At 64.0% G+C, this 19,545-nt stretch carries 15 protein-coding genes; 2 read left to right on the top strand and 13 right to left on the bottom strand.

Annotation, left to right across the window (positions count from 1 at the left end; translation table 11 throughout):
* On the bottom strand, positions 1–605 hold a 605-nt coding region (locus tag ACSVIK_RS08335; protein WP_442443880.1), incomplete at its 3' end, for an IS110 family transposase.
* A 782-nt stretch (positions 606–1,387) separates the two neighbouring features.
* On the opposite strand from ACSVIK_RS08335, the gene ACSVIK_RS08340 reads away from it, so the two are divergent.
* Positions 1,388–2,122: a glutathione S-transferase family protein gene (locus ACSVIK_RS08340; RefSeq protein WP_442443881.1), complete on the top strand. Its 735-nt coding sequence runs from the start codon at positions 1,388–1,390 to the stop codon at positions 2,120–2,122.
* 27 nt (positions 2,123–2,149) lie between these two features.
* On the opposite strand, the gene ACSVIK_RS08345 is transcribed toward ACSVIK_RS08340, so the two are convergent.
* Entirely contained in the window at positions 2,150–3,952 is a 1,803-nt protein-coding gene (locus tag ACSVIK_RS08345; protein WP_442443882.1) for an SLC13 family permease, read from the bottom strand.
* Positions 3,953–4,057: 105 nt separating this feature from the next.
* Positions 4,058–5,239, bottom strand: coding sequence for an NAD(P)/FAD-dependent oxidoreductase (locus ACSVIK_RS08350; protein ID WP_442443883.1), 1,182 nt, complete (start codon positions 5,237–5,239; stop codon positions 4,058–4,060).
* 137 nt (positions 5,240–5,376) lie between these two features.
* Between ACSVIK_RS08350 and ACSVIK_RS08355 the strand changes: the two genes are divergently transcribed.
* Positions 5,377–6,114, top strand: a complete 738-nt coding sequence (locus tag ACSVIK_RS08355) for a substrate-binding periplasmic protein (protein WP_442443884.1) — start codon at positions 5,377–5,379, stop codon at positions 6,112–6,114.
* Here ACSVIK_RS08355 and ACSVIK_RS08360 read toward each other — a convergent pair whose 3' ends face one another.
* From ACSVIK_RS08360 to ACSVIK_RS08405, 10 genes are all read right to left on the bottom strand, one after another.
* Positions 6,115–7,350, bottom strand: coding sequence for a diguanylate cyclase domain-containing protein (locus tag ACSVIK_RS08360; protein WP_442443885.1), 1,236 nt, complete (start codon positions 7,348–7,350; stop codon positions 6,115–6,117).
* 196 nt (positions 7,351–7,546) lie between these two features.
* Complete coding sequence (gene dbpA / locus ACSVIK_RS08365) at positions 7,547–8,920, bottom strand: ATP-dependent RNA helicase DbpA (RefSeq protein ID WP_442443886.1); 1,374 nt, start codon at positions 8,918–8,920, stop codon at positions 7,547–7,549.
* Between the two features lie 50 nt (positions 8,921–8,970).
* Positions 8,971–10,386 carry a multidrug transporter subunit MdtD gene (gene mdtD, locus ACSVIK_RS08370; RefSeq protein ID WP_442443887.1) on the bottom strand — a complete coding sequence of 472 codons (1,416 nt, stop codon included), beginning with the start codon at positions 10,384–10,386 and terminating at the stop codon, positions 8,971–8,973.
* 155 nt (positions 10,387–10,541) lie between these two features.
* Positions 10,542–12,233: a choline dehydrogenase gene (gene betA / locus ACSVIK_RS08375; protein ID WP_442443888.1), complete on the bottom strand. Its 1,692-nt coding sequence runs from the start codon at positions 12,231–12,233 to the stop codon at positions 10,542–10,544.
* Positions 12,234–12,342: 109 nt separating this feature from the next.
* Positions 12,343–13,815, bottom strand: a complete 1,473-nt coding sequence (gene betB / locus ACSVIK_RS08380) for a betaine-aldehyde dehydrogenase (RefSeq protein WP_442443889.1) — start codon at positions 13,813–13,815, stop codon at positions 12,343–12,345.
* 249 nt (positions 13,816–14,064) lie between these two features.
* The gene (betI, locus tag ACSVIK_RS08385) at positions 14,065–14,655 is read right to left on the bottom strand and encodes a transcriptional regulator BetI (protein WP_442443890.1); all 591 of its coding nucleotides are present in this window, start codon (positions 14,653–14,655) and stop codon (positions 14,065–14,067) included.
* Positions 14,656–14,828: 173 nt separating this feature from the next.
* The gene (locus ACSVIK_RS08390) at positions 14,829–15,680 is read right to left on the bottom strand and encodes a glycine betaine ABC transporter substrate-binding protein (protein WP_442443891.1); all 852 of its coding nucleotides are present in this window, start codon (positions 15,678–15,680) and stop codon (positions 14,829–14,831) included.
* 209 nt (positions 15,681–15,889) lie between these two features.
* Positions 15,890–16,834: a choline ABC transporter substrate-binding protein gene (locus tag ACSVIK_RS08395; RefSeq protein ID WP_442443892.1), complete on the bottom strand. Its 945-nt coding sequence runs from the start codon at positions 16,832–16,834 to the stop codon at positions 15,890–15,892.
* Between the two features lie 28 nt (positions 16,835–16,862).
* Complete coding sequence (locus ACSVIK_RS08400; RefSeq protein WP_268180844.1) at positions 16,863–17,747, bottom strand: ABC transporter permease; 885 nt, start codon at positions 17,745–17,747, stop codon at positions 16,863–16,865.
* Positions 17,740–18,945 carry a quaternary amine ABC transporter ATP-binding protein gene (locus ACSVIK_RS08405; protein WP_442443893.1) on the bottom strand — a complete coding sequence of 402 codons (1,206 nt, stop codon included), beginning with the start codon at positions 18,943–18,945 and terminating at the stop codon, positions 17,740–17,742. Before ACSVIK_RS08405 ends, ACSVIK_RS08400 begins: the two co-directional genes overlap by 8 nt.
* Positions 18,946–19,545 lie beyond the last annotated feature (600 nt).

Consider the following 19,545-nt stretch of genomic DNA (forward strand, 5'->3'; position numbering starts at 1 on the left):
ATGCTTTTAAGCAAGTCGCGCTGGCCTCGTAGGTCATCGTTGTCATCGAAGTGCTGCTTGATCGCTTTCAGCGTCTCAGCGATCTGCTGGCGAATATGCTCAAGTACCGACCGAATCGACGCAGCGACTTTGACATCGCTGGTCACGTCCAGACGGTTCTGTTCCATGCGCTCCAACTCCTGAAGATCCTTCAGACGATGATTCAGGGCTTTGAGGCGCTTGATCTCCGGTTGCTCGGGCTTCCAGGCACGCAACTTATGCTGATGCAGATGGCCATAATCGGCAATCAGCTTGGCGTCCACCTTGTCGGTCTTCACGCGCTGCAACTGGCTGCGGGCATAAAGCGCAATCTGCGTCGGATTCAATACGCAGATCTTATAGTCATGCTCGTACAACCATTCAGCCAGCGCTTCGTGATAGATGCCGGTCGCCTCCATCACGATCCAAGCCTGCGGTTCAGCATGCTTGCCCAACCATTGCAGCAGAACTTTAAAGCCCTTCGGGTCGTTGCTCAGCTTGGCCTTGGTGCGATGCTTGCCATTGGCCTGAAGGGTCGCGATGTCGAAGGTGTGCTTGGCGATGTCGATACCCACAACTGTGCTCATCTCCTCCTCCTTTGGGTAGCTGATCGTCACTGCATCCGTCCAACCTTGTTTATGCGAGCTCGAGGCTCTGGATACCGTTCGGACTTACTGGATGAGTGCGGAGGAGCGCAGCGCAATCTACGTTACAGGCTCAAGGCTTCAGGGCGTACTCGGCTTGCAACTCCTCCCCCGATGATCAGTCGGGAACCATAGCCTCACTGAAAGGCTTTGGTCGAGATACAAGGGCGTACCGGGACGCCGGCCGCTCGGAAGCAGTACGCCGTGGGGAGTATTGGATGTAGATTGTGGTGCCGAACTCGGCATGGCCCGGCGGACTGTTCGCTGGCGCTCCTGAGTCCGCCCTACGGCTGCCCTTTCAAACACTCCGCGCTACTTCTGGGTTACCTCGGGTTCAGGCGCGTGCAGAGCCCGCCCAGGAGGGCGAACGGAATCGTCGTGGAAGAGGTCGAGCGGCATGGATGCCGCGGCGGGCCTCTGGAGCGGCGATGGAGTGAGCGAACCCTCGCGCAGCGAGGGCCGGATGAAAGGGCGGAGGTTTTGGTTACTTTTGTCGGGCCGGCCATCCGGGCAAAAGTGACTCGCCCGGGAGGGCGAAACCAAAGACATCAGCAAAAACGCGGCAATTCGGAACAAGCACCCGAACAACCAACACGCCAACACGCCAACACAAATTTGCCAGTCCGCTATCAATACTCCGAGCGTTTTGACTCACCTCGCTCGTCCATCGGGCCAGCCTTGCCGAGGTGGTGATAGCGGCGCTGGTTGCACGATGAGCCTGCGATATGTTCTTTGCCAACGAAGAGCCGTTCACTCTGAACATCGAGGAGAAGACCATGCGAGAGCTGTATGAGCTATGCGGTGCCGATCGTGAGTTGCTGTTTTCCCCCTATTGCTGGCGGGTACGCCTGGCCCTGGCGCACAAGGGGCTGGAGTTCCACAGCCGGCCGATCCGCTTCGGCGAGAAGGCGCTGATCGAATTCTCCGGGCAGAAGCTGGTGCCGGTGCTGGTCGATGACGGCCAGTCGGTACATGACAGCCTGACCATCTTCGCCTACCTGGATCAGCGCTACCCAGAGCGGCCACTGCTCGGCGATGGGCTGGCGGCCGAGCGCGCACGCCTGGTGGAGCGCCTGAGCTTTCACATGGTGCGTCTACCGCTGCTGAAAATCCTGCTCCCACGGATCGGGCAGGTGATCGACCCGGCTGATCGTGAGTATTTCCGCAGCAGCCGCGAACAGATGCTGGGCATGAGCCTGGAAGACTTCGCCGACCCACAGGGCGGCGAGCGGCTGTTCCGCGAAGGCGTTGCGCCGCTGGAAATGTGGCTGCGTGATCAGCCCTTCCTCGAAGGCCAGGCTCCCGGCGCTTGCGACTATCTGCTGGCCGGCATGCTGCTATGGGCCTGGTGCTTGGGCGCGCAGCCCTGGGCCGAGGAGTCGGCCTTGGGGGCCTGGTTCACGCGCATCCGTCTGGCCTATGAGCGCGACCACGGCCCGATCAGGCGGGCCTCGTTCTGAGTGCAGCAGGCAAGGTAATGCGCCGCTTCAAAGCGGCCATACCCACAGCAGCAGCGGCACGCTGATCAGCACCACGAGTATTTCCAGGGGCAGGCCCAGGCGCCAGTAGTCACCGAAGCGGAAGCCGCCCGGGCTGAGAATCAGCGTGTTGTTCTGGTGGCCGATGGGGGTGAGGAAGGAGCAGGAAGCGCCGATGGCAACGGCCATCAGCAGCGCATCCGGGCTGACACCGAGCTGGCTGGCGGCGCTCAGGGCGATGGGGCACATCACCGCGGCGGTCGCCGCGTTGTTCATGAAGTCCGACAGGGTCATGGTGACCACCAGTAGCAGGGTCAGGGTGATGATGGCGTTGCCCTGTGCCAGGTGCTTCATCAACAGCTGGGCCAACAGGTCGGCGGCGCCCGCGGCGGACATCGCGCCGGCCACCGGAATCAGGGCGCCGAGCAGGACGATCACCGGCCAGTCGATGGACTCGTAAACGGCGCGCAGTGGCACCAGGCGCAGCAGCATGTAGGCCAGCACGCCGCTGGCGAAGGCGATGGCCGCCGAGAGCAGGCCGAAGGCGGCCGCGGCAATGGCCAGCAGCATGATGCCGAGCGCGAGGTTGGCCTGGCTTGGGTCGGGAATGTTGATGGCGCGGGCAGCCAGCGGCACGCAGTCGTAGTCGTTGGCGAACTCGCCGATATCCTCGGCGCTGCCCTGCATCAGCAGCACGTCGCCACCCTGGATCAGGGTCGAGCGCAGGCGTTTGATGGAGCGGTGGCTCTGTCGGGAGATGGCCAGCAGGTTGATGGAGTAGCGGCTGCGCAGGCGGGTGCTGCTGGCGGAGCGACCGATCAGCGAGGAGTCGGGCTTGACCAGCAGTTCCAGCAGGGCGCGCTCGTCGCCGTTGCTGGTCTTTTTCTCCGCTTCGCCGTCCTTGTCGGCCTCCTCCTTGGCTTCGCGCTCGGCCTCCAGCGACAGATCCAGCTGGCCGAGCACTTCACCCAGCTCCTGCGGGTCGGCCTCGATCACCAGCACGTCATCCGCCTGTAGCACGCGCCGCGGATTGGGCGCGGTCAGGCGCAGCTTGTTGCGCACCATGGCCACCACCTGGGCGTCGACCTCATCGAGCAATTGCTCGATCTCGCGCAGGGTCTTGCCCTGCGCCTTGCCACCTTCCTGCACGCGCGCCTCGGTCAGGTAATGGCCGGTGTCGAAGCTGGCGGCGTTACCCACTTCGCGCCTGGGCACCAGGCGCCAGCCGAGCAGGACGATGAAGCTGATGCCGGCCAGCGCCACGGCGACGCCGACCGCGCTGAAGTCGAACATGGTGAAAGGCCCGTCGCCATGCTGAGCGCGGAAGCTGGAGACGATCAGGTTCGGCGGTGTGCCGATCAGCGTGGTCATGCCGCCGAGGATGGTGCCGAAGGCCAGCGGCATCAACACACGCCCCGGCGGCAATTCCAGGCGCGCGGCAATCTGCAGGGCGATGGGCATCAGCAGGGCGAGCGCGCCGACATTGTTCATGAACGCCGAGAGCAAGGCGCCCAGGCCGGTCAGTGCGGTGATGGAAAGCAGCAGGCCGGCGCCGCTGGGCAGCAGCCATTGCGCCAGGCGGCTGACTGCGCCGGTGCGTTGCAAGCCATGGCTGAGCACCAGCACGCAGGCAACGGTGATCACGGCCGGGTGGCCGAAACCGGTGAAGGCTTCGCGTTCGGGCACCAGGCCGGCGATGACGCAGGCCAACAGGGCGCCCAGGGCCACCACGTCATGGCGCCAGCGGCCCCAGATGAACAAGCCCATGCTGGTGACGAGAATGAGGAATATCTGGCCTTGGGCGAAGGTCATGAGGCGGGGCGTCCTTGTTGTGCGCAGCTTCGCGGCTGCTGTTCATAGCAGAGTTCGCGCCGCCTCGGCAGTTCCCATGCCGTGGAAGCGGCAGGAATCCTGGCCTCAGACGTATTGCGCGGCGGCGTAACCCGAGGCCCAGGCCCACTGGAAGTTGAAGCCGCCGAGATGGCCGGTGACGTCCAGCACCTCGCCGATGAAATACAGCCCGGGCACCTTGAGCGACTGCATGGTCTTGGACGACACCTCATCGCTGTTCACCCCGCCCAGGGTGACCTCGGCGGTGCGGTAGCCCTCGGTGCCGGCTGGCACCAGTTGCCAGTCGCCCAGGCGTTCGGCGATGGCCTTGAGCTCGCCCGGGCTGTACTGCTTGAGCGCTTTGTTGGCGAACCAGGCGTCCGCCAGCAGGGCCGCCATCTTCTTGGTGAACAGTTCGGCCAGCAGCGTTTTCAGCTCGCTGTTGCCGCGTTCGCGCTGCTGCGTGGCCAGCCACTCGGGCAGGTCGATATGCGGCAGCAGGTCGATATGCAGGGTGTCGCCAGGTTGCCAGTAGGAGGAAATCTGCAGGATCGCCGGGCCGGACAGGCCGCGGTGGGTGAACAGGATGTTCTCGACGAAGCTCTGGCCATTGCAGCTCACCCGGCAGTCCTCCACCGAAGTGCCAGACAGCTCCGTGCACAGCGCCTTGAGTTGTGGATCGGTGAGGGTGAAGGGCACCAGGCCGGCGCGGGTCGGCAGCACCTCGTGGCCGAACTGCCTGGCCACCTGGTAACCGAAGCCGGTGGCGCCCAGGGTGGGAATCGACAGCCCGCCGGTGGCGATCACCAGCGACTGACAGTCGAGCTCGCCGATGTCACTGGCCAGGTGAAAGCCATCTGCGGTTTTCTCGATGCCGTGCACGGCCGTGTTCAGGCGAATCTCGGCGCCGGCCTCGGCACATTCGGCCAGCAGCAGTTCGAGGATGTCGCTGGACTTGTTGTCGCAGAATAGCTGGCCGAGTTTCTTCTCGTGATAGGGCACGCCGTGCTTGGCCACCAGGCCGATGAAATCCCACTGGGTGAAGCGCGCCAGGGCCGACTTGCAGAAGTGCGGATTGCCGGAGAGGAAGTTGCCCGGTTCGCAATACAGGTTGGTGAAGTTGCAGCGCCCGCCACCGGACATGAGGATCTTCTTGCCCGCCTTGTTGGCGTGATCCAGCACCAGCACGGAGCGCCCTCGCGCCGCAGCGCTGGCGGCGCACATCAGGCCGGCGGCACCGGCACCGATGATCAGTACGTCGGTTTGCAACGGATGGACTCCCCGAGGGTTCGATCTGGGCTAAAGTGCGCGCATCTTACCCCAGGACACCACCTGGATATGACTTGTGGCACAGCACCTGCTATGAGTTAAAGACCCTGCCATGGAAAAAAGGAGCCGCTCCGAACATGCCCAGCGTGCGTGCCCTGTTTCTGCTGGCGCTGCTGTCGCCGCCGCTGGTCGCCGGTGAGTTGCTACGTCTGGTGGCCGACCCCTGGCCGCCGTTCAACGACCACAGCTTGCCGAACAATGGCCTGGCCAGTGATCTGGTGCAGCAGGCGTTGCACCAGGCCGGTTATCGCACGGTCTACAGCGAAGCACCCTGGCAGCGAGCCGTGCTGGGCCTCAAGCGTGGTGAGCAGGATGTGCTGATCAATGCCTGGTTCAGTGACGAGCGCACCCTGTTCGGCTACTTCTCCCAGCCTTACCTGTTCAATCGTATTCGGCTGATCCAGCGCAAGGGGGCGAATATCGCCTTTACCCGGCTCGCCGACCTCTATCCCTATCGCATTGCCGTAGTGCGTGGCTATGCCTACTCGCCCGAATTCGACCACGACGAGCATTTGCAGCGCATCGGCGTCGGTGGTTTCGAGAGCGCTGCGCGCATGTTGCACGCCGGGCGCGTGCAGCTAACCCTGGAGGACGAATGGGTGGCGCGTTATCACCTGGGGCGTGAGTTGGCTCCCCTGCGCGATGAGCTGGAGTTTCTGCCCACACCACTGAGCGAGAACGGCTTGCATATTCTGGTGCGCCTCAGCCATCCACAGCATGCCGAGATCACCGCGCGCTTCGATCAGGCGATCCAGGCGATGCAGGCCGACGGCCGTTACGCCGAAACCTTTCGCCGCCATGGCATGGGGCCCTGATCAGTCGGTGACGGTGCGCGCCCGGCCAAGTTGCTTGGCTTTGTACAGGCGCTGGTCGGCCTCGTGCAGCATGCTTTCCAGATCCTCGGTCGGGCCATGATAGAGCCCGGCACTGAAGGATAGCGGCGGTGCTTCCTTGGCGTAGTGCAGGGTGGCGCAGCGCTGGCGTAATTGTTCGAGCATCTCGCAGAGCCTGGCCGTATCGAGCTGGCTGAGCAGGGCGAACTCTTCACCGCCCAGGCGCCCCGTCAGCACGTCGGGGAAGGTGCTGGCGAAGGCCTTGGCGAACACCACCAGGGCGCTGTCGCCGCTGGCGTGACCAAAACCGTCGTTGATGTGCTTGAAGTGGTCGATGTCGAGCATGGCCACGCTCAGAGGCTGCCCAGCCTGCTGTGCCTGCTGGATCATGCGTATGCCACGCTCGTAGAAGGAGCGGCGATTGCGCAGGCCAGTGAGGGCATCGTACTCCGCAGCCTTCTTCAGGGCCTGCAGCAGGTCACGACGCTCCAGAGTGTTCATCACCCGGCAGTTCAGTTCCTCGGGGCAGAACGGCTTGCGCAGGAAGTCATCGGCGCCGTGCTTGATGAATTGCGCGCTGAGCGAGCCCTTGGGGTCGGCCGACACGCCAATGATGATCAGCTCGCTGAGCCTGAGTTTCTGCCGCAGCATCTTCACCAGATCGAAACCACTGACCCCGGGCATGGCGTGGTCGAGGATCAACAGGTCGATGTCCGGCTGCTCGGCGAGCAGGCGCAGGGTCTCCTGGCCATCGGTGGCTTCGAGTATCTGGTAATGATGCGGTTCGATGATGTGGCGGATATAGCGACGCTGGGCGTTGGAATCGTCAGCAATGAGAATCTTGATGTGGCTGTTGTGATCCAGCCGGTGCAACAGGCGAAAGGCGTACTCGTAGGAGTGCTGGCTCTCCTTGAGCACGTAGTCGACCACGCCCTTCATCAGCAACTCGTCGCGGCGCTGCTCGTTGTAGCTGCCGCTGAGCACGATGCACGGCAGGCGGTAGCGCATCACCAGGTCGACGCTCTCGCCATCGGGGGCGTCCGGCAGGTGCAGGTCGACGATGGCGGCGAAGAACAACCCGGCCGAGGTTTCCAGCATCACCTCGGCTTCGGCCAGCGAGGCACAGAAGACCGGCTCCAGGTCCGGTTCGTGGCGGAACAGGTGGGCGAGGATCTTCAGAACCAGCGGGCTGTCCTCGATAACCAGGATATTGCGCATTGAGTGGATCCTGCCCCTTCTCGGCCTGGTGCCGGCCAATGATTGTTACAGATTAGCAGGCCGTTGAAGAACGTAGGCGAGGCAGCCAGTGCAAGGCAAAAACAGGCGAAAAAGCGCAGTTTACGAGTTGTAAATGAGCATTTTGAGGCTGTTTTTAACGTAGCAATGGCAACGCAGGTAGTTTTTCAACAGCCTGCTAGATCATGCGCACCCTGAGCGAGCGGCCTTTGATTTTGCCTTCTGTGAGGCGCTGCAAGGCTTTTCTCGCCGCGTCGCGTTGTACCGCGACATAGGCCTGATGCTCGAACAGGGCGATCTTGCCCACCTGCTCGCCACTCAGGCCGGCGTCGCCGGTCAGCGCGCCGAGAATGTCGCCGGGGCGCAGCTTGTCCTTGCGTCCGGCGCCGATGCACAGCATGTGCATCGGCGGCAGCAGGCTGACGCTGGGGTTGTCCGCTGGCAGCGGATACCAGGCCGGGGGCTGACCCTGCAGGGCTTCGATGGCTTGCGCGCGCCCTGCCTCGGCCGGCGTCACCAGGCTCACCGCCAGACCCTTCTCGCCAGCGCGACCGCTACGGCCGATGCGATGGATATGCACCTCGGCGTCACGCGCCAGCTCGACGTTGATCACCAGCTCCAGCCCAGCAATATCCAGGCCACGGGCGGCCACGTCGGTGGCCACCAGCACGCTCAGGCTACGCCCGGCGAACAGCGCCAGCACCTGGTCGCGCTTGCGCTGCTCCAGGTCACCATGCAGCGCGGCGGCGGAAATCTTCTCGGCTTCCAGGCGTTCCACCAGTTCGCTGCATTGCTGGCGCGTGGCGCAGAAGGCCACCGCCGGCTGCTTGCGAAAGTGCCGCAAGAGGGCGGCGACGGCATCCAGGCGCTGTGTTGGGGCAATCTCGTAGAAGCGCTGCTCGATCTGCCCGTCGTCGTGCAGGGCCTGCACCTCCACCCGTTCCGGGCTGCGCAGAAAGCGTGCGGCGAGCTGTTCAATGCTGGCCGGATAGGTGGCGGAGAACAGCAGGGTCTGCCGGCGCGTCGGGGTCTGCTCGATGATCTCGGCGATGCTGTCGATAAAGCCCATGTCGAGCATGCGGTCGGCTTCGTCGAGCACCAGGGTGTTGAGGCCGTCCACCTTCAGCGTGCCCTTGCGCAGGTGTTCCTGCACCCGCCCGGGGGTGCCGACGATGACGTGCGCGCCGTGCTCCAGCGAGCCGATCTGTGGGCCGAAGGGCACGCCGCCGCAGAGGGTCAACACCTTGATGTTGTCGGCGGCGCGGGCCAGGCGGCGCAGCTCCTTGGCCACCTGGTCGGCCAGTTCGCGGGTCGGGCACAGCACCAGCGCCTGGCAGCCGAAATAACGCGGGTTGAGCGGGTGCAGCAGGCCGATGCCGAAGGCGGCGGTCTTGCCGCTGCCGGTCTTGGCCTGGGCGATCAGGTCGCGGCCCTTGAGGATCAGCGGCAGGCTGGCGGCCTGGATGGCGGTCATCTCGCTGTAGCCGAGGGCGGCGAGGTTGGCCTGCATGGCGGCGGACAGGGGCAGGCTGGAAAAGGCGGTGGCGCTCACGACGAGGGTGTCCGGCTGGAAGGATTGGGGCGGCAGTGTAGCAGGCCGCCTCAGTCTTCCGGTGGTACCTCGACCAGACGGCTGCGCCGGCCATCCATCGGGTCGAGCTGGAGGAAGATCGCCGCCGCCAGCATCGACAGCAGCCCCACGCACAGATAGGTGGCCTGGAAGGCCTGCTGCACCTCGCTCAGCTCACGGCTGAAGCCACTGAGCAGTGCAGCCGCCGACGCCACCCCAAGGCTCATGGCCAGTTGCACCACCACCGACAGCAGGCCGTTGCCGCTGCTGGCCTCGTCGTTGTCCAGGTCGATCAGGGTGACGGTGTTCATGGCGGTGAACTGCAGCGAGTTGCAGGCACCGATCAGGCTCAGTTGCACGATCAGTTGCAGCGTCGAGGTGTCCTTGTCGACCAGCGCCAGGCTGGCGATCAGGGCGCCGAGCAGCAGGGTGTTGCTGGTCAGGATGCGGCGATAGCCGAGGCGGTCGATCAATGGTTTGGCCAGCGGCTTGGCGGCCATGGCGGCCAGCGCAAGGGGAATCAGGCTCATGCCGGCCTGGGCAGGGGAGTAACCCATGGCCACCTGCAGCAGCAGCGGGGTGAGAAACGGCAGGGCGCCGCTGCCCAGGCGGGCGAACAGGTTGCCGAGAATGCCGGTGGCGAAGGTGCGGGTGGTGAACAGGCTGGGCGAGAACAGCGGCTCGGCGATGCGCGCCGCGCGCAGCCAGTACACCGCCAGGCAGGCCAGGCCGCCGACCAGCAGCAGGGTCACGCGCAAGGTGGGCAGGTTCAGCTCGCCAAGGCCTTCCAGTGCCACGGTGATCAGCAGCATGGCGGCGCCGAACAGGAGGAAGCCCTGAGTATCGAAGCGGCTGCGTTGAGCCCCGCGCAGGTCCGGCATGTAGTGCATCGCCGCCCAGCAGCCGAGCAGGCCGACCGGCAGATTGATCAGGAAGATCCAGTGCCAGCTCGCCGCCTCCACCAGCCAGCCGCCCAGTGTGGGGCCGATCAGCGGGCCGAGCAGGCCGGGCAGGGTGATGAAGCTCATGATTCGCACCAGCTCGGTTCGCGGGTAGGCGCGTAGCACCACCAGACGCCCCACCGGCATCATCAGGGCGCCGCCGAGGCCCTGGATGACCCGCGCGCCCACCAGCATGGCGAGTGAGTCGGACAGCGCACACAGCAGCGAGCCGAGGCTGAACAGGGCGATGGCGCCATAGAAGATGCGCCGCGTGCCGAAGCGGTCGGCGATCCAGCCCGAGGCGGGAATCAGCAGCGCCACGGTGAGCATGTAGGCGATCACCACCGACTGCATGCGCAGCGGGTTCTCGCCCAGGTCATGGGCCATGGCCGGCAGGGCGGTATTGAGGATGGTGCCGTCCAGCGTCTGCATGAAGAAGGCGATGGCGACGATCCAGGGCAGCAGGCGGGCGGTGCGTGGGTCGAGTTGAGGGAGGGTGGTCTGCATGAGGCGTCCGGCAGTGGTTGGCGACTATGGCCTGTGCGCCATTATCACGGGCAATGCTCTGCTTCGACGACGCCAGCGGGAATAAATTCGCTCCTACAGTTCGCCTGTGTAGGAGCGAATTCATTGGCGATAGGGGGCCCAGGCCCCCGCCAATGTCAGGCTGCCGAGACCTCTCGTTGCGGTTGCCCGCGCACCGGCCGCTCGCCGGCGACGAAGTAGGGGGCGGTGCTGCGCGGCAGCGGCTGGCGCCCGCGAATCCGGTCGGCGATCTTCTCGGCCATCATGATGGTGGTGGCGTTGAGGTTGCCGGTGATGATCTCCGGCATGATCGAGGCGTCCACCACACGCAGGCCCTGCACACCATGCACACGGCCCTGGCCGTCCACCACCGCCATGTCGTCCTCGCCCATCTTGCACGAGCAGGACGGGTGGAAGGCGGTTTCCGCATGTTCGCGGATGAAGGCATCCAGTTCGGCGTCGCTCTGGCAATCGATGCCCGGGCTGATCTCACGCCCACGGTAAGGGTCGAGCGCTGGCTGCGCCATGATCTCGCGGGTAATGCGGATGGCGTCGCGGAACTCCTGCCAGTCCTGTTCGTGACTCATATAGTTGAACAGGATGCTCGGGTGCTGGCGCGGATCCTTCGACTTCAGGTGCACGCGGCCACGGCTGGGCGAGCGCATCGAGCCGACGTGGGCCTGGAAGCCATGCTCGTTCACCGCGTTGCTGCCGTTGTAGTTGATCGCCACCGGCAGGAAGTGGAACTGGATATTGGGCCAGGCGAATTCCTCACGGGTACGGATGAAGCCGCCGGCCTCGAACTGGTTGCTGGCGCCGATGCCGTTGCCGGTGAACAGCCACTGCGCGCCGATGCCCGGCTGGTTGAGCAGCTTGAGCGCCGGGTACAGCGACACCGGCTGGGTGCAGGCGTACTGCAGGTACATTTCCAGGTGATCCTGCAGGTTCTGGCCGACGCCGGGCAGCTCGTGCACCAGGGCGATGTCCAGCTCGCGCAGCAATGCGGCGGGGCCAACGCCGGAGCGCTGGAGGATCTGCGGCGAGGCGATGGCGCCGGCACACAGCAGCACTTCACGACGGGCGTACGCGATGGTCGCGTCATTGGCCTTGCCGAGCAGATAGGCGACGCCGCTGGCGCGCTTGCCGTCGAAGAGGATGCGGTCGGTGGTGGCATGGGTGACGATGGTCAGGTTGGGCCGCGCCCGCGCCTGATCCAGATAGCCACGGGCGGTGCTGGCGCGGCGACCTTCCGGGGTCACGGTACGATCCATCGGGCCGAAGCCTTCCTGCTGGTAGCCGTTGAGGTCATCCGTGCGCGGATAACCGGCCTGCACGCCAGCCTCGACCATGGCGTGGAACAGCGGGTTGTTGCCGGTCTTGGGCGTGGTCACGCTGACCGGGCCGTCGCCGCCGTGGTAATCGTTGGGGCCGATGTCGCGGCTTTCCGCCTTGCGGAAATACGGCAGGCAGTCGAGGTAGCTCCAGTCTTCCAGGCCCTTGGCCTTGGCCCAACTGTCGAAGTCCATGGCGTTGCCACGGATGTAGCACATGCCATTGATCAGCGACGAGCCGCCTAAGCCCTTGCCGCGTCCGCATTCCATGCGGCGGTTGTTCATGTAGGGTTCGGGGTCGGTTTCGTAGGCCCAGTTGTAGCGCCGGCCCTGCAGCGGGAAGGCCAGGGCGGCGGGCATCTGGGTGCGGAAATCCAGGCGGTAGTCGGGGCCGCCGGCTTCCAGCAGCAATACGCTGACGTCTGCGTCCTCGGTCAGGCGAGTGGCCAGCACATTACCGGCCGAGCCGGCACCGATGATGATGTAGTCGTATTCCATAAGAGCAGCACCCTCCGGGTGAAAGCGGCGAGCTTCAAGCTGCAAGTAGAAGCAGATGCCGCTTTGGTTTTTCTTGCAGCTTGTGGCTTGCCGCTTGTGGCTGTTTTCGTCAGAAAACCGAGGCGTAATCGCCCATTTCCAGTTGCACCGACTTGATGCGGGTGTAGTGGCCGAGGGTGACCAGGCCGTTTTCGCGGCCGACGCCGGACTGCTTGTAGCCGCCCACCGGCATCTCGGCTGGCGATTCGCCCCAGGTGTTGATCCAGCAGATGCCGGCTTCCAGCTTGTGGATCACCCGGTGCGCGCGGTTCAGGTCACGGGTCACCACGCCGGCGGCCAGGCCGTAGGTAGTGTCGTTGGCGCGGCGGATCACTTCCTCTTCGTCGTCGTAGATCAGAATGCTCATCACCGGGCCGAAGATTTCCTCGCGGGTGATGGTCATGTCGTCCCGGCAGTCGGTGAACACGGTCGGCGCCACGTAGGCCCCCTTGGCATAGTCGCCGTCGCTGACACGCGCGCCGCCGATCAGCAGGCGCGCCCCTTCGCTGCGGCCTTTTTCGATGTAACCGAGCACCCGCTCCATATGGGCGAAGCTCACCAGTGGGCCGAAGTTGGTGGCCTCATCCAGCGGGTCGCCGAGGCGGATGCGCTTGACCCGCTCCAGCACCTTGCTCTCGAAGCGCGCCTGCAGCATGCGCGGCACGAACACGCGGGTGCCGTTGGTGCACACCTGGCCGGAGCTGTAGAAGTTGGCCATCAGCGCGATGTCGGCGGCGCGATCCAGGTCGGCGTCCTCGAAGATGATCAAGGGCGACTTGCCGCCCAGCTCCATGGTCACTTCCTTGAGGCTGGAGCTGGAGGCGCTGGCCATCACCTTCTTGCCGGTGACGGTGCCGCCGGTGAAGGAAATCTTCTCGATGCCCGGATGCTCGGTCAGCCATTGGCCCACTTCGGCGCCGCTGCCGGTGAGTACGTTGAACACGCCTGCGGGCAGTCCGGCCTCGGTATAGATCTCGGCCAGTTTCAGTGCGGTCAGCGAGGTGACCTCGCTGGGCTTGAAGATCATGGCGTTGCCGGCAGCCAGGGCCGGCGCGGATTTCCACAGGGCGATCTGGATCGGGTAGTTCCAGGCGCCGATGCCGGCGACCACCCCCAGCGGTTCGCGGCGGGTGTAGGCGAAGGCGGTTTCGCGCAGCGGAATCTGCTCGCCCTCGATGGCCGGGATCAGGCCGGCGTAGTACTCCAGCACGTCGGCGCCAGTGACGATGTCGACGTAGCGGGTTTCGGAAAGCGGCTTGCCGGTGTCGAGGGTTTCCAGCTCGGCCAGCTCATCGTTGCGCGCACGGAGGATGTCCACCGCCTTGCGCAGGATGCGCGAGCGCTGCATGGCGGTCATCGCCGCCCACTGCTTCTGCCCCTCGGCGGCGCTGGCCACGGCGCGATCCACGTCTGCCTGGCTGGCGCACTGCACCTTGGCCAGCACCTCGCCGGTGGCCGGGTTGATGCTGTCGAAGGTCGCTCCACTGCTGGCGGCGACGTACTGGCCACCGATATAGAGCTGCTGTTCGGCGAAACGTGGCATGGGCTGTCCTCTGTCTTCGATTTGCTTGGAGAACAGCCTATTTTATTTAAATTGAACGATCAATCAATAAAAACGACGGCGCGCAGCCAAACACGACACGCAGTCAGGGCACAGGGTCGTCCGTAGGGTGCGCTGTGCGCACCGGGTGATCTGGAGCCGCTAAAACGTCAGGAAGCGGCCTGCCCGCAAGGCATTGCAGAGCTGGCACGAGTCGGCGAAGGGATACGCAGATGGTGCGCGCAGCGCACCCTACGAGGCTTTGCGCAGTTGCAGATCGAGGTAGTCGTAGGCGATACGGCGGGCCTGTTCGGTGTCGAAGGCTTCGCCGGACAGCGCGCCGCGCAACCACAGGCCATCGATCAGCGAGGCCAGGCCACGGGCGGCAAGGCGCGCCTGATCCTGTGGCAGGGTACGACGGAACTGGCCGCAGAGGTTGGAGTAGAGGCGATGATCATTGACCCGCTGCAGGCGCCGTAATGCCGGCTGGTGCATGCTGCTGGCCCAGAACGCCAGCCAGGTCTTCATCGCCGGGCCGCTGACCTGGCTGTCGTCGAAGTTGCCATCGATCATGGCGCGCAGATGGGCGCGCGGACTGTCCTCGACCTGCTCCTTGCGGCGTTCGGCCACGGCATCGCGTAGCGCTTGCATGAGGTGGCGCATGGTGGCCTCGAGCAGGCCGTTCTTGTCCTTGAAGTAGTGGCTGATGATGCCGTTGGAGACACCGGCCAGACGGGCGATGTAGGCGATGCTGGCATCGGCCATGCCGACCTGGTCGACGGCTTCCAGGGTGGCGGCGATCAGTTGCGAACGACGAATGGGCTGCATGCCGACCTTGGGCATGGGGCTCTCCATGGGAAACAGGAGGGCGCAGTCTAGGCGGTTTTTGATTGAGCGATCAATTACATGGCGTAGGGTGCGCCGTGCGCACCGCCTTGCCAATAGGCGATGTGTGCTGCGAGCAGAAACGACAGAGCGGGCCGAAGCCCGCTCTGTGCTGTTACCGGGGCAGAGGTTTATTTCAGCCAGCTTTCCACGCGATCCGGGTGCTTGGCGATCCAGTCCTTGGCGGCCTGATCCGGCTTGGCGCCTTCGCGGATGGCGAGCATGACCGAGCCGACTTCCTCACCGCTCCAGGAGATCTTGCTGAGGAAGGCAGCCGCGTCGGCGGCCTTGGCCTTCAGATCGGGGTTGGCCACGGTGTCGACATGCTCGTCGTCACCGAAGACCTTCTTCGGATCTTCCAGGAAGCGCAGTTTCCACTTGGCGAACATCCAGTGCGGAATCCAGCCGGTGACCACGATCGGCTTCTGCGACTTCTCGGCGCGAGCCAGGGCGGTGGCCATGGCCGGGCCGGAGCTCGGCATCAGGCGGATGCTGGAGAGGTTGTATTGCTTGATGGCGTCTTCGGTGCGGCGCATCACGCCGGCACCGGCGTCGATGCCGGTGATCTTGCCGTCGAAGTCCTTGGCGTATTTCTCCAGGTCTTCGATGCTCTTGGCCTGCACGTAGTCCGGCACGATCAGGCCGATCTTGGCGCCTTCATAGTTGGTGCCGAGGATTTCCACCTTGTCCTTGAGCTTCTCGTAGTACTCACCGTGGGTGGCCGGCAGCCAGGCGGAGAGGGTGGCGTCGAGGTCGCCGCGGGCCACGCCCTGCCACATGATGGCGGGTTCGACCGGCTTGAGCTCGACCTTGTAGCCGAGGCGGCTTTCGAGGATTTCACCGGCGACATAGGTGACGGCGACGCTATCGTCCCAACCGTTCACGTAACCGATCTTCAGAGTGGGTTTGTCGGCAGCCAGGGCGCTGCCCATGCCGATGGCCAGGGCTGCAGCGCCAAGGCAGAGGTTTTTCAATACGCGCATGTTTGTTGTGCTCCATCAGTGAGTGGCAGTTGCAAAATCGTTGACTGGCTCGTTCTCATTGCGGGCCTTGCGAAACCCGGTTGCGCAGCAGTGTGTGGGTTCGCGGGCAAGGTCTCCCCCGTCACGGCCGAGAATCGGCCGCTAGCGTCAAGCGAGGAGGTTTCCGGGCTCGCACCCTGGGGTACGTGCCCGAATCGGGTCGTGGCCTGTTACAGCCCGACGTATTTCTTCACGGCGGCGACGCCATCCTGACCATCGAAGGTGGTCACGCCGCTCAGCCATTTGTCCAGCACCGCCGGGTTGGCCTTGATCCAGGCCTTGGCGACTTTCTGCGGGTCTTCCTTCTCCAGTACCTTCTCCATCAGTTGGCTTTCCATTTCGACGGTGAACTGCAGGTTGTTCAGCAGTTTGCCGACGTTCTCGCAGCGTGCTTCGTAATCCGGCGGTACCACGGTGTAGACCTTGGCCGCGCCGTAATCGGGGCCGAACACGTCATCGCCACCGGCCAGGTAGGTGATGTCGTACTGGGTGTTCATCGGGTGCGGCGCCCAGCCGAGGAACACCACCGGCTCCTTCTTCTTGATGGCGCGCGACACCTGTACCAGCATGCCGGCTTCGCTGGACTCGACCATGCGGAAGTCGCCGAGGCCGAACTGGTTCTTCTTGATCATGCCGTCGATCAGCAGGTTGCCGTCGTTACCCGGCTCGATGCCATAGATCTTGCCGCCCAGTTGATCCTTGAACTTGGCGATGTCCTGGAAGCTCTTGAGGCCAGCCTCGGCAGCATAGGTGGGCACTGCCAGGGTGTACTTGGCCCCTTCGAGGTTGGCCTTGGGCAGTACCTTGACCCCGTCGTTCTTGAGGAAGGGCTCGATCACCGAGTCCATCGAAGGGGCCCAGTAACCGAGGAATACATCGACCTGGCCACTCTTCACACCCGTAAAGGCGATGGGCACCGAGGCCATGATCTTGCGCGGCTGATAGCCCAGGCCTTCGGTCAGGGTCATGGCCACGCCGGTGGTGGCGGCGATGTCGGCCCAGCCGATCTCGGCGAAACGCACCTGCTTGCAGCTCGCCGGCTCTGCGGCCATGGCGCCCTGCATCAGTGCGCACGACAGCAGGCCGATGGCGGCGGTGGTCTTGAACGATTTCATCTAGCGGTTCCCTGTGAAGTGAAACGAATTAGGTGGACTGGCGCTGCAGCTTGCCGCTGAACCAGGCGAACACGCCACGCTTGGCAGGCTGCTTGGTGCCGAAACTCTCGGTGATGCGGTCGAGGATGATCGCCAGCAACACCACGGCCATGCCGCTCTCAAAGCCTAGACCGATATCCAGACGCTGGATACTCGCCAGTACGTCGTTACCCAGACCGCCGGCACCGACCATGGAGGCGATGATCACCATGGACAGAGCCATCATGATGGTCTGGTTGACCCCGGCCATGATCGACGGCATGGCGTTGGGCAGTTGCACCTTGAACAGCAACTGACGGCTGGTGCAGCCGAAGGATTGGCCGGCCTCGACGATCTCCTTGTTCACCTGGCGAATCCCCAGGCTGGTCAGGCGCACGGCCGGCGGCATGGCGAAGATCACCGTGGCGATGATGCCGGGTACGCGGCCCAGGCCGAAGAGCATGGCCGCCGGAATCAGGTAGACGAACGCCGGCATGGTCTGCATGAAGTCGAGGATCGGCCGGATGATGGTGGCCACGCGCTCGCTGCGCGCCGCCCAGATGCCCAGGGGGATGCCCAGCAGCAGGCTGATCAGCGTCGAGGAGAAGGTCAGCCCGAGGGTCACCACCGTCTGCTCCCAGAAACCGGTCATGACGATGAGGATGAAGGCCACCGCCGTGAAGACCGCGAAGCGCACGCCGATGCGCCACAGGCCAAGACCGACGAAAATGGCGATGAGCAGCCAGGCCGGCGGCAGCATCAGCAGGCTTTCGATGCCTTCGGAGAAGCCACTGACCACCTTGCCGATGTTGTCGAATACACCGCTGTAGTTGTCCAGCAGGTGCTGGACGACGTCGTTGACCCAGCTACCCAGGTCGAGTTTGCTGTCATTCATAGGATTCTCCCTGCAGGCGGGTCAACAGACGGCCCTTGCTGATGGCACCGCAGTAATGACCTTCGGCGTCCACCACCGGGATCGGCCCTTCGTTGTCCACCAGGCGGCTGATGACGTCCTCCAGCGGCATGTCTTCCGGTACCGGGATGACCTGCTTGAGGGCGTCGTTCTCCAGCGGCCGGGGTTCGTCGCCATCGACCATCAAGGCGATCTTCTCCAGGCTGATGGAGCCCTGGAAGTGATTGTTCTCGTCGACGATGAACGCATAGTGCTTGTCCAGCGCCTGCAATTCCTTGCAGATGCGCGTGGCATCCGGCGCCTTGCCGTTGTACACGTAGGTGGGCACGCTGTCGGCCTTGAGCTGGCCGGCAGTGAGATAGCGGCTGGTGTCGACGGTATCGAAGAAGTTGCGCACGTATTCGTTGGCAGGGTTCTCGATCAGCTCCTGCGGGGTGCCGACCTGGATCAGCTTGCCGCCTTCCATGATGCCGATGCGGCTACCGATGCGCATGGCTTCTTCGATGTCGTGGGAGACGAAGATGATGGTGCGGCGATGGGTCTTCTGCAGCTCCAGCAGCACGTCCTGCATCTCGCGGCGCTTGAGCGGGTCGAGGGCGGAGAAGGCCTCGTCCATGATGATCATCGACGGGTTCACCGCCAGGGCACGGGCCAGGCCGACACGTTGCTGCATACCGCCGGACAGCTCGTTCGGGTATTTGTGGGCGAAGGTGTCCAGGCCGACCTGCTCGAGCACGTCCATGGCGCGTTTTTCGCGCTCCTTGCGACTGACCCCGGCCACTTCCAGGCCGAAGGCGGCATTGTCCAGCACGCTGCGCGAGGGCATCAGGGCGAAGGACTGGAAGACCATGCTCATGTCGCGACGGCGCAGGTCGATCAGTTGCGACTCCGGCAGCTTGGCCACGTTCTGCCCATCGATGTAAACGTCGCCGGCGCTGGGCTCGACCAGGCGATTGATCAGGCGGATGAGCGTTGATTTACCAGAGCCGGACAGGCCCATGAGGACGAAGATCTCGCCCTCTTCGACGCTGAACGACACGTCACTGACACCAATCACCGCGCCTTTCTCGGCAAGGATCTTCTCCTTGCTCCAGCCTTCCTTGAGCAGGTCGATGGCTTCTTGTGGGTTGGAGCCGAAAACCTTGTACAGGTGCTCGACCACGATCTTTCCAGACTGCATGGGACGTTTCCCCTTCAGGCGATAGTCTTTCGGCACCGGCACGGCTGGGCACGCGTCATCTGAGCGTAGAACAGCTATGACAGGCCTCTGATATCTGTGGGTGTTTTCTGAAAGTCGAGGTTGGCGAACGTTTCGCTGCGCTGGCGGGGAGCTGATACTCGAACACACGCGGTCGGCACGTTGGCGGCTGCTGCTGCCGTCCGTCGCGCCGTTGAATCGTGTCGATGAGTGATGGTCGCCTTGCCGTGCTGCAAACCGCTTTCCAAACCCTCTGGCAGTGTTTCGAAATCCAATCCCTTGGGGTTTCATGCTTCTTCCTGAAGCATGCGTACATCCGAAATTTCTTGTTGGGCTGGCATCGCATGGGTGCTGGGCCAGCGCTTGTATTCTTCGGTCCAGGGTTGTGGGCCCTGGTCTGCCGCTCCTCTTCGGGAGTCGGCAGCGACGTTGTCGGCTGACTCAACGATATAGCCTTGGAGGCTGCGCAATTATCGAATTACGACTCTGACGTAGTGGGCGACGACATGACGCTGTTCACTGCGTATCTGCCTTTTCGCCGCTGAGGAGCCGCCGGCCAGCGACCGCTCCAGGACGCCGGAT

Source organism: Pseudomonas sp. NCHU5216 (genome assembly GCF_052156495.1).
In the GTDB taxonomy this organism is placed as follows: Bacteria; Pseudomonadota; Gammaproteobacteria; order Pseudomonadales; family Pseudomonadaceae; genus Aquipseudomonas.

What these genes read in the sequence shown, in the direction of transcription:
- ACSVIK_RS08340 (WP_442443881.1), top strand. Translation starts at nt 1,388, where the DNA reads ATGTTCTTTGCCAACGAAGAGCCGTTCACTCTGAACATCGAGGAGAAG.
- ACSVIK_RS08345 (WP_442443882.1), bottom strand. Translation starts at nt 3,952, where the DNA reads ATGACCTTCGCCCAAGGCCAGATATTCCTCATTCTCGTCACCAGCATG.
- ACSVIK_RS08355 (WP_442443884.1), top strand. Translation starts at nt 5,377, where the DNA reads ATGCCCAGCGTGCGTGCCCTGTTTCTGCTGGCGCTGCTGTCGCCGCCG.
- ACSVIK_RS08360 (WP_442443885.1), bottom strand. Translation starts at nt 7,350, where the DNA reads ATGCGCAATATCCTGGTTATCGAGGACAGCCCGCTGGTTCTGAAGATC.
- mdtD (WP_442443887.1), bottom strand. Translation starts at nt 10,386, where the DNA reads ATGCAGACCACCCTCCCTCAACTCGACCCACGCACCGCCCGCCTGCTG.
- betA (WP_442443888.1), bottom strand. Translation starts at nt 12,233, where the DNA reads ATGGAATACGACTACATCATCATCGGTGCCGGCTCGGCCGGTAATGTG.
- betB (WP_442443889.1), bottom strand. Translation starts at nt 13,815, where the DNA reads ATGCCACGTTTCGCCGAACAGCAGCTCTATATCGGTGGCCAGTACGTC.
- betI (WP_442443890.1), bottom strand. Translation starts at nt 14,655, where the DNA reads ATGCCCAAGGTCGGCATGCAGCCCATTCGTCGTTCGCAACTGATCGCC.
- ACSVIK_RS08390 (WP_442443891.1), bottom strand. Translation starts at nt 15,680, where the DNA reads ATGCGCGTATTGAAAAACCTCTGCCTTGGCGCTGCAGCCCTGGCCATC.
- ACSVIK_RS08395 (WP_442443892.1), bottom strand. Translation starts at nt 16,834, where the DNA reads ATGAAATCGTTCAAGACCACCGCCGCCATCGGCCTGCTGTCGTGCGCA.
- ACSVIK_RS08400 (WP_268180844.1), bottom strand. Translation starts at nt 17,747, where the DNA reads ATGAATGACAGCAAACTCGACCTGGGTAGCTGGGTCAACGACGTCGTC.
- ACSVIK_RS08405 (WP_442443893.1), bottom strand. Translation starts at nt 18,945, where the DNA reads ATGCAGTCTGGAAAGATCGTGGTCGAGCACCTGTACAAGGTTTTCGGC.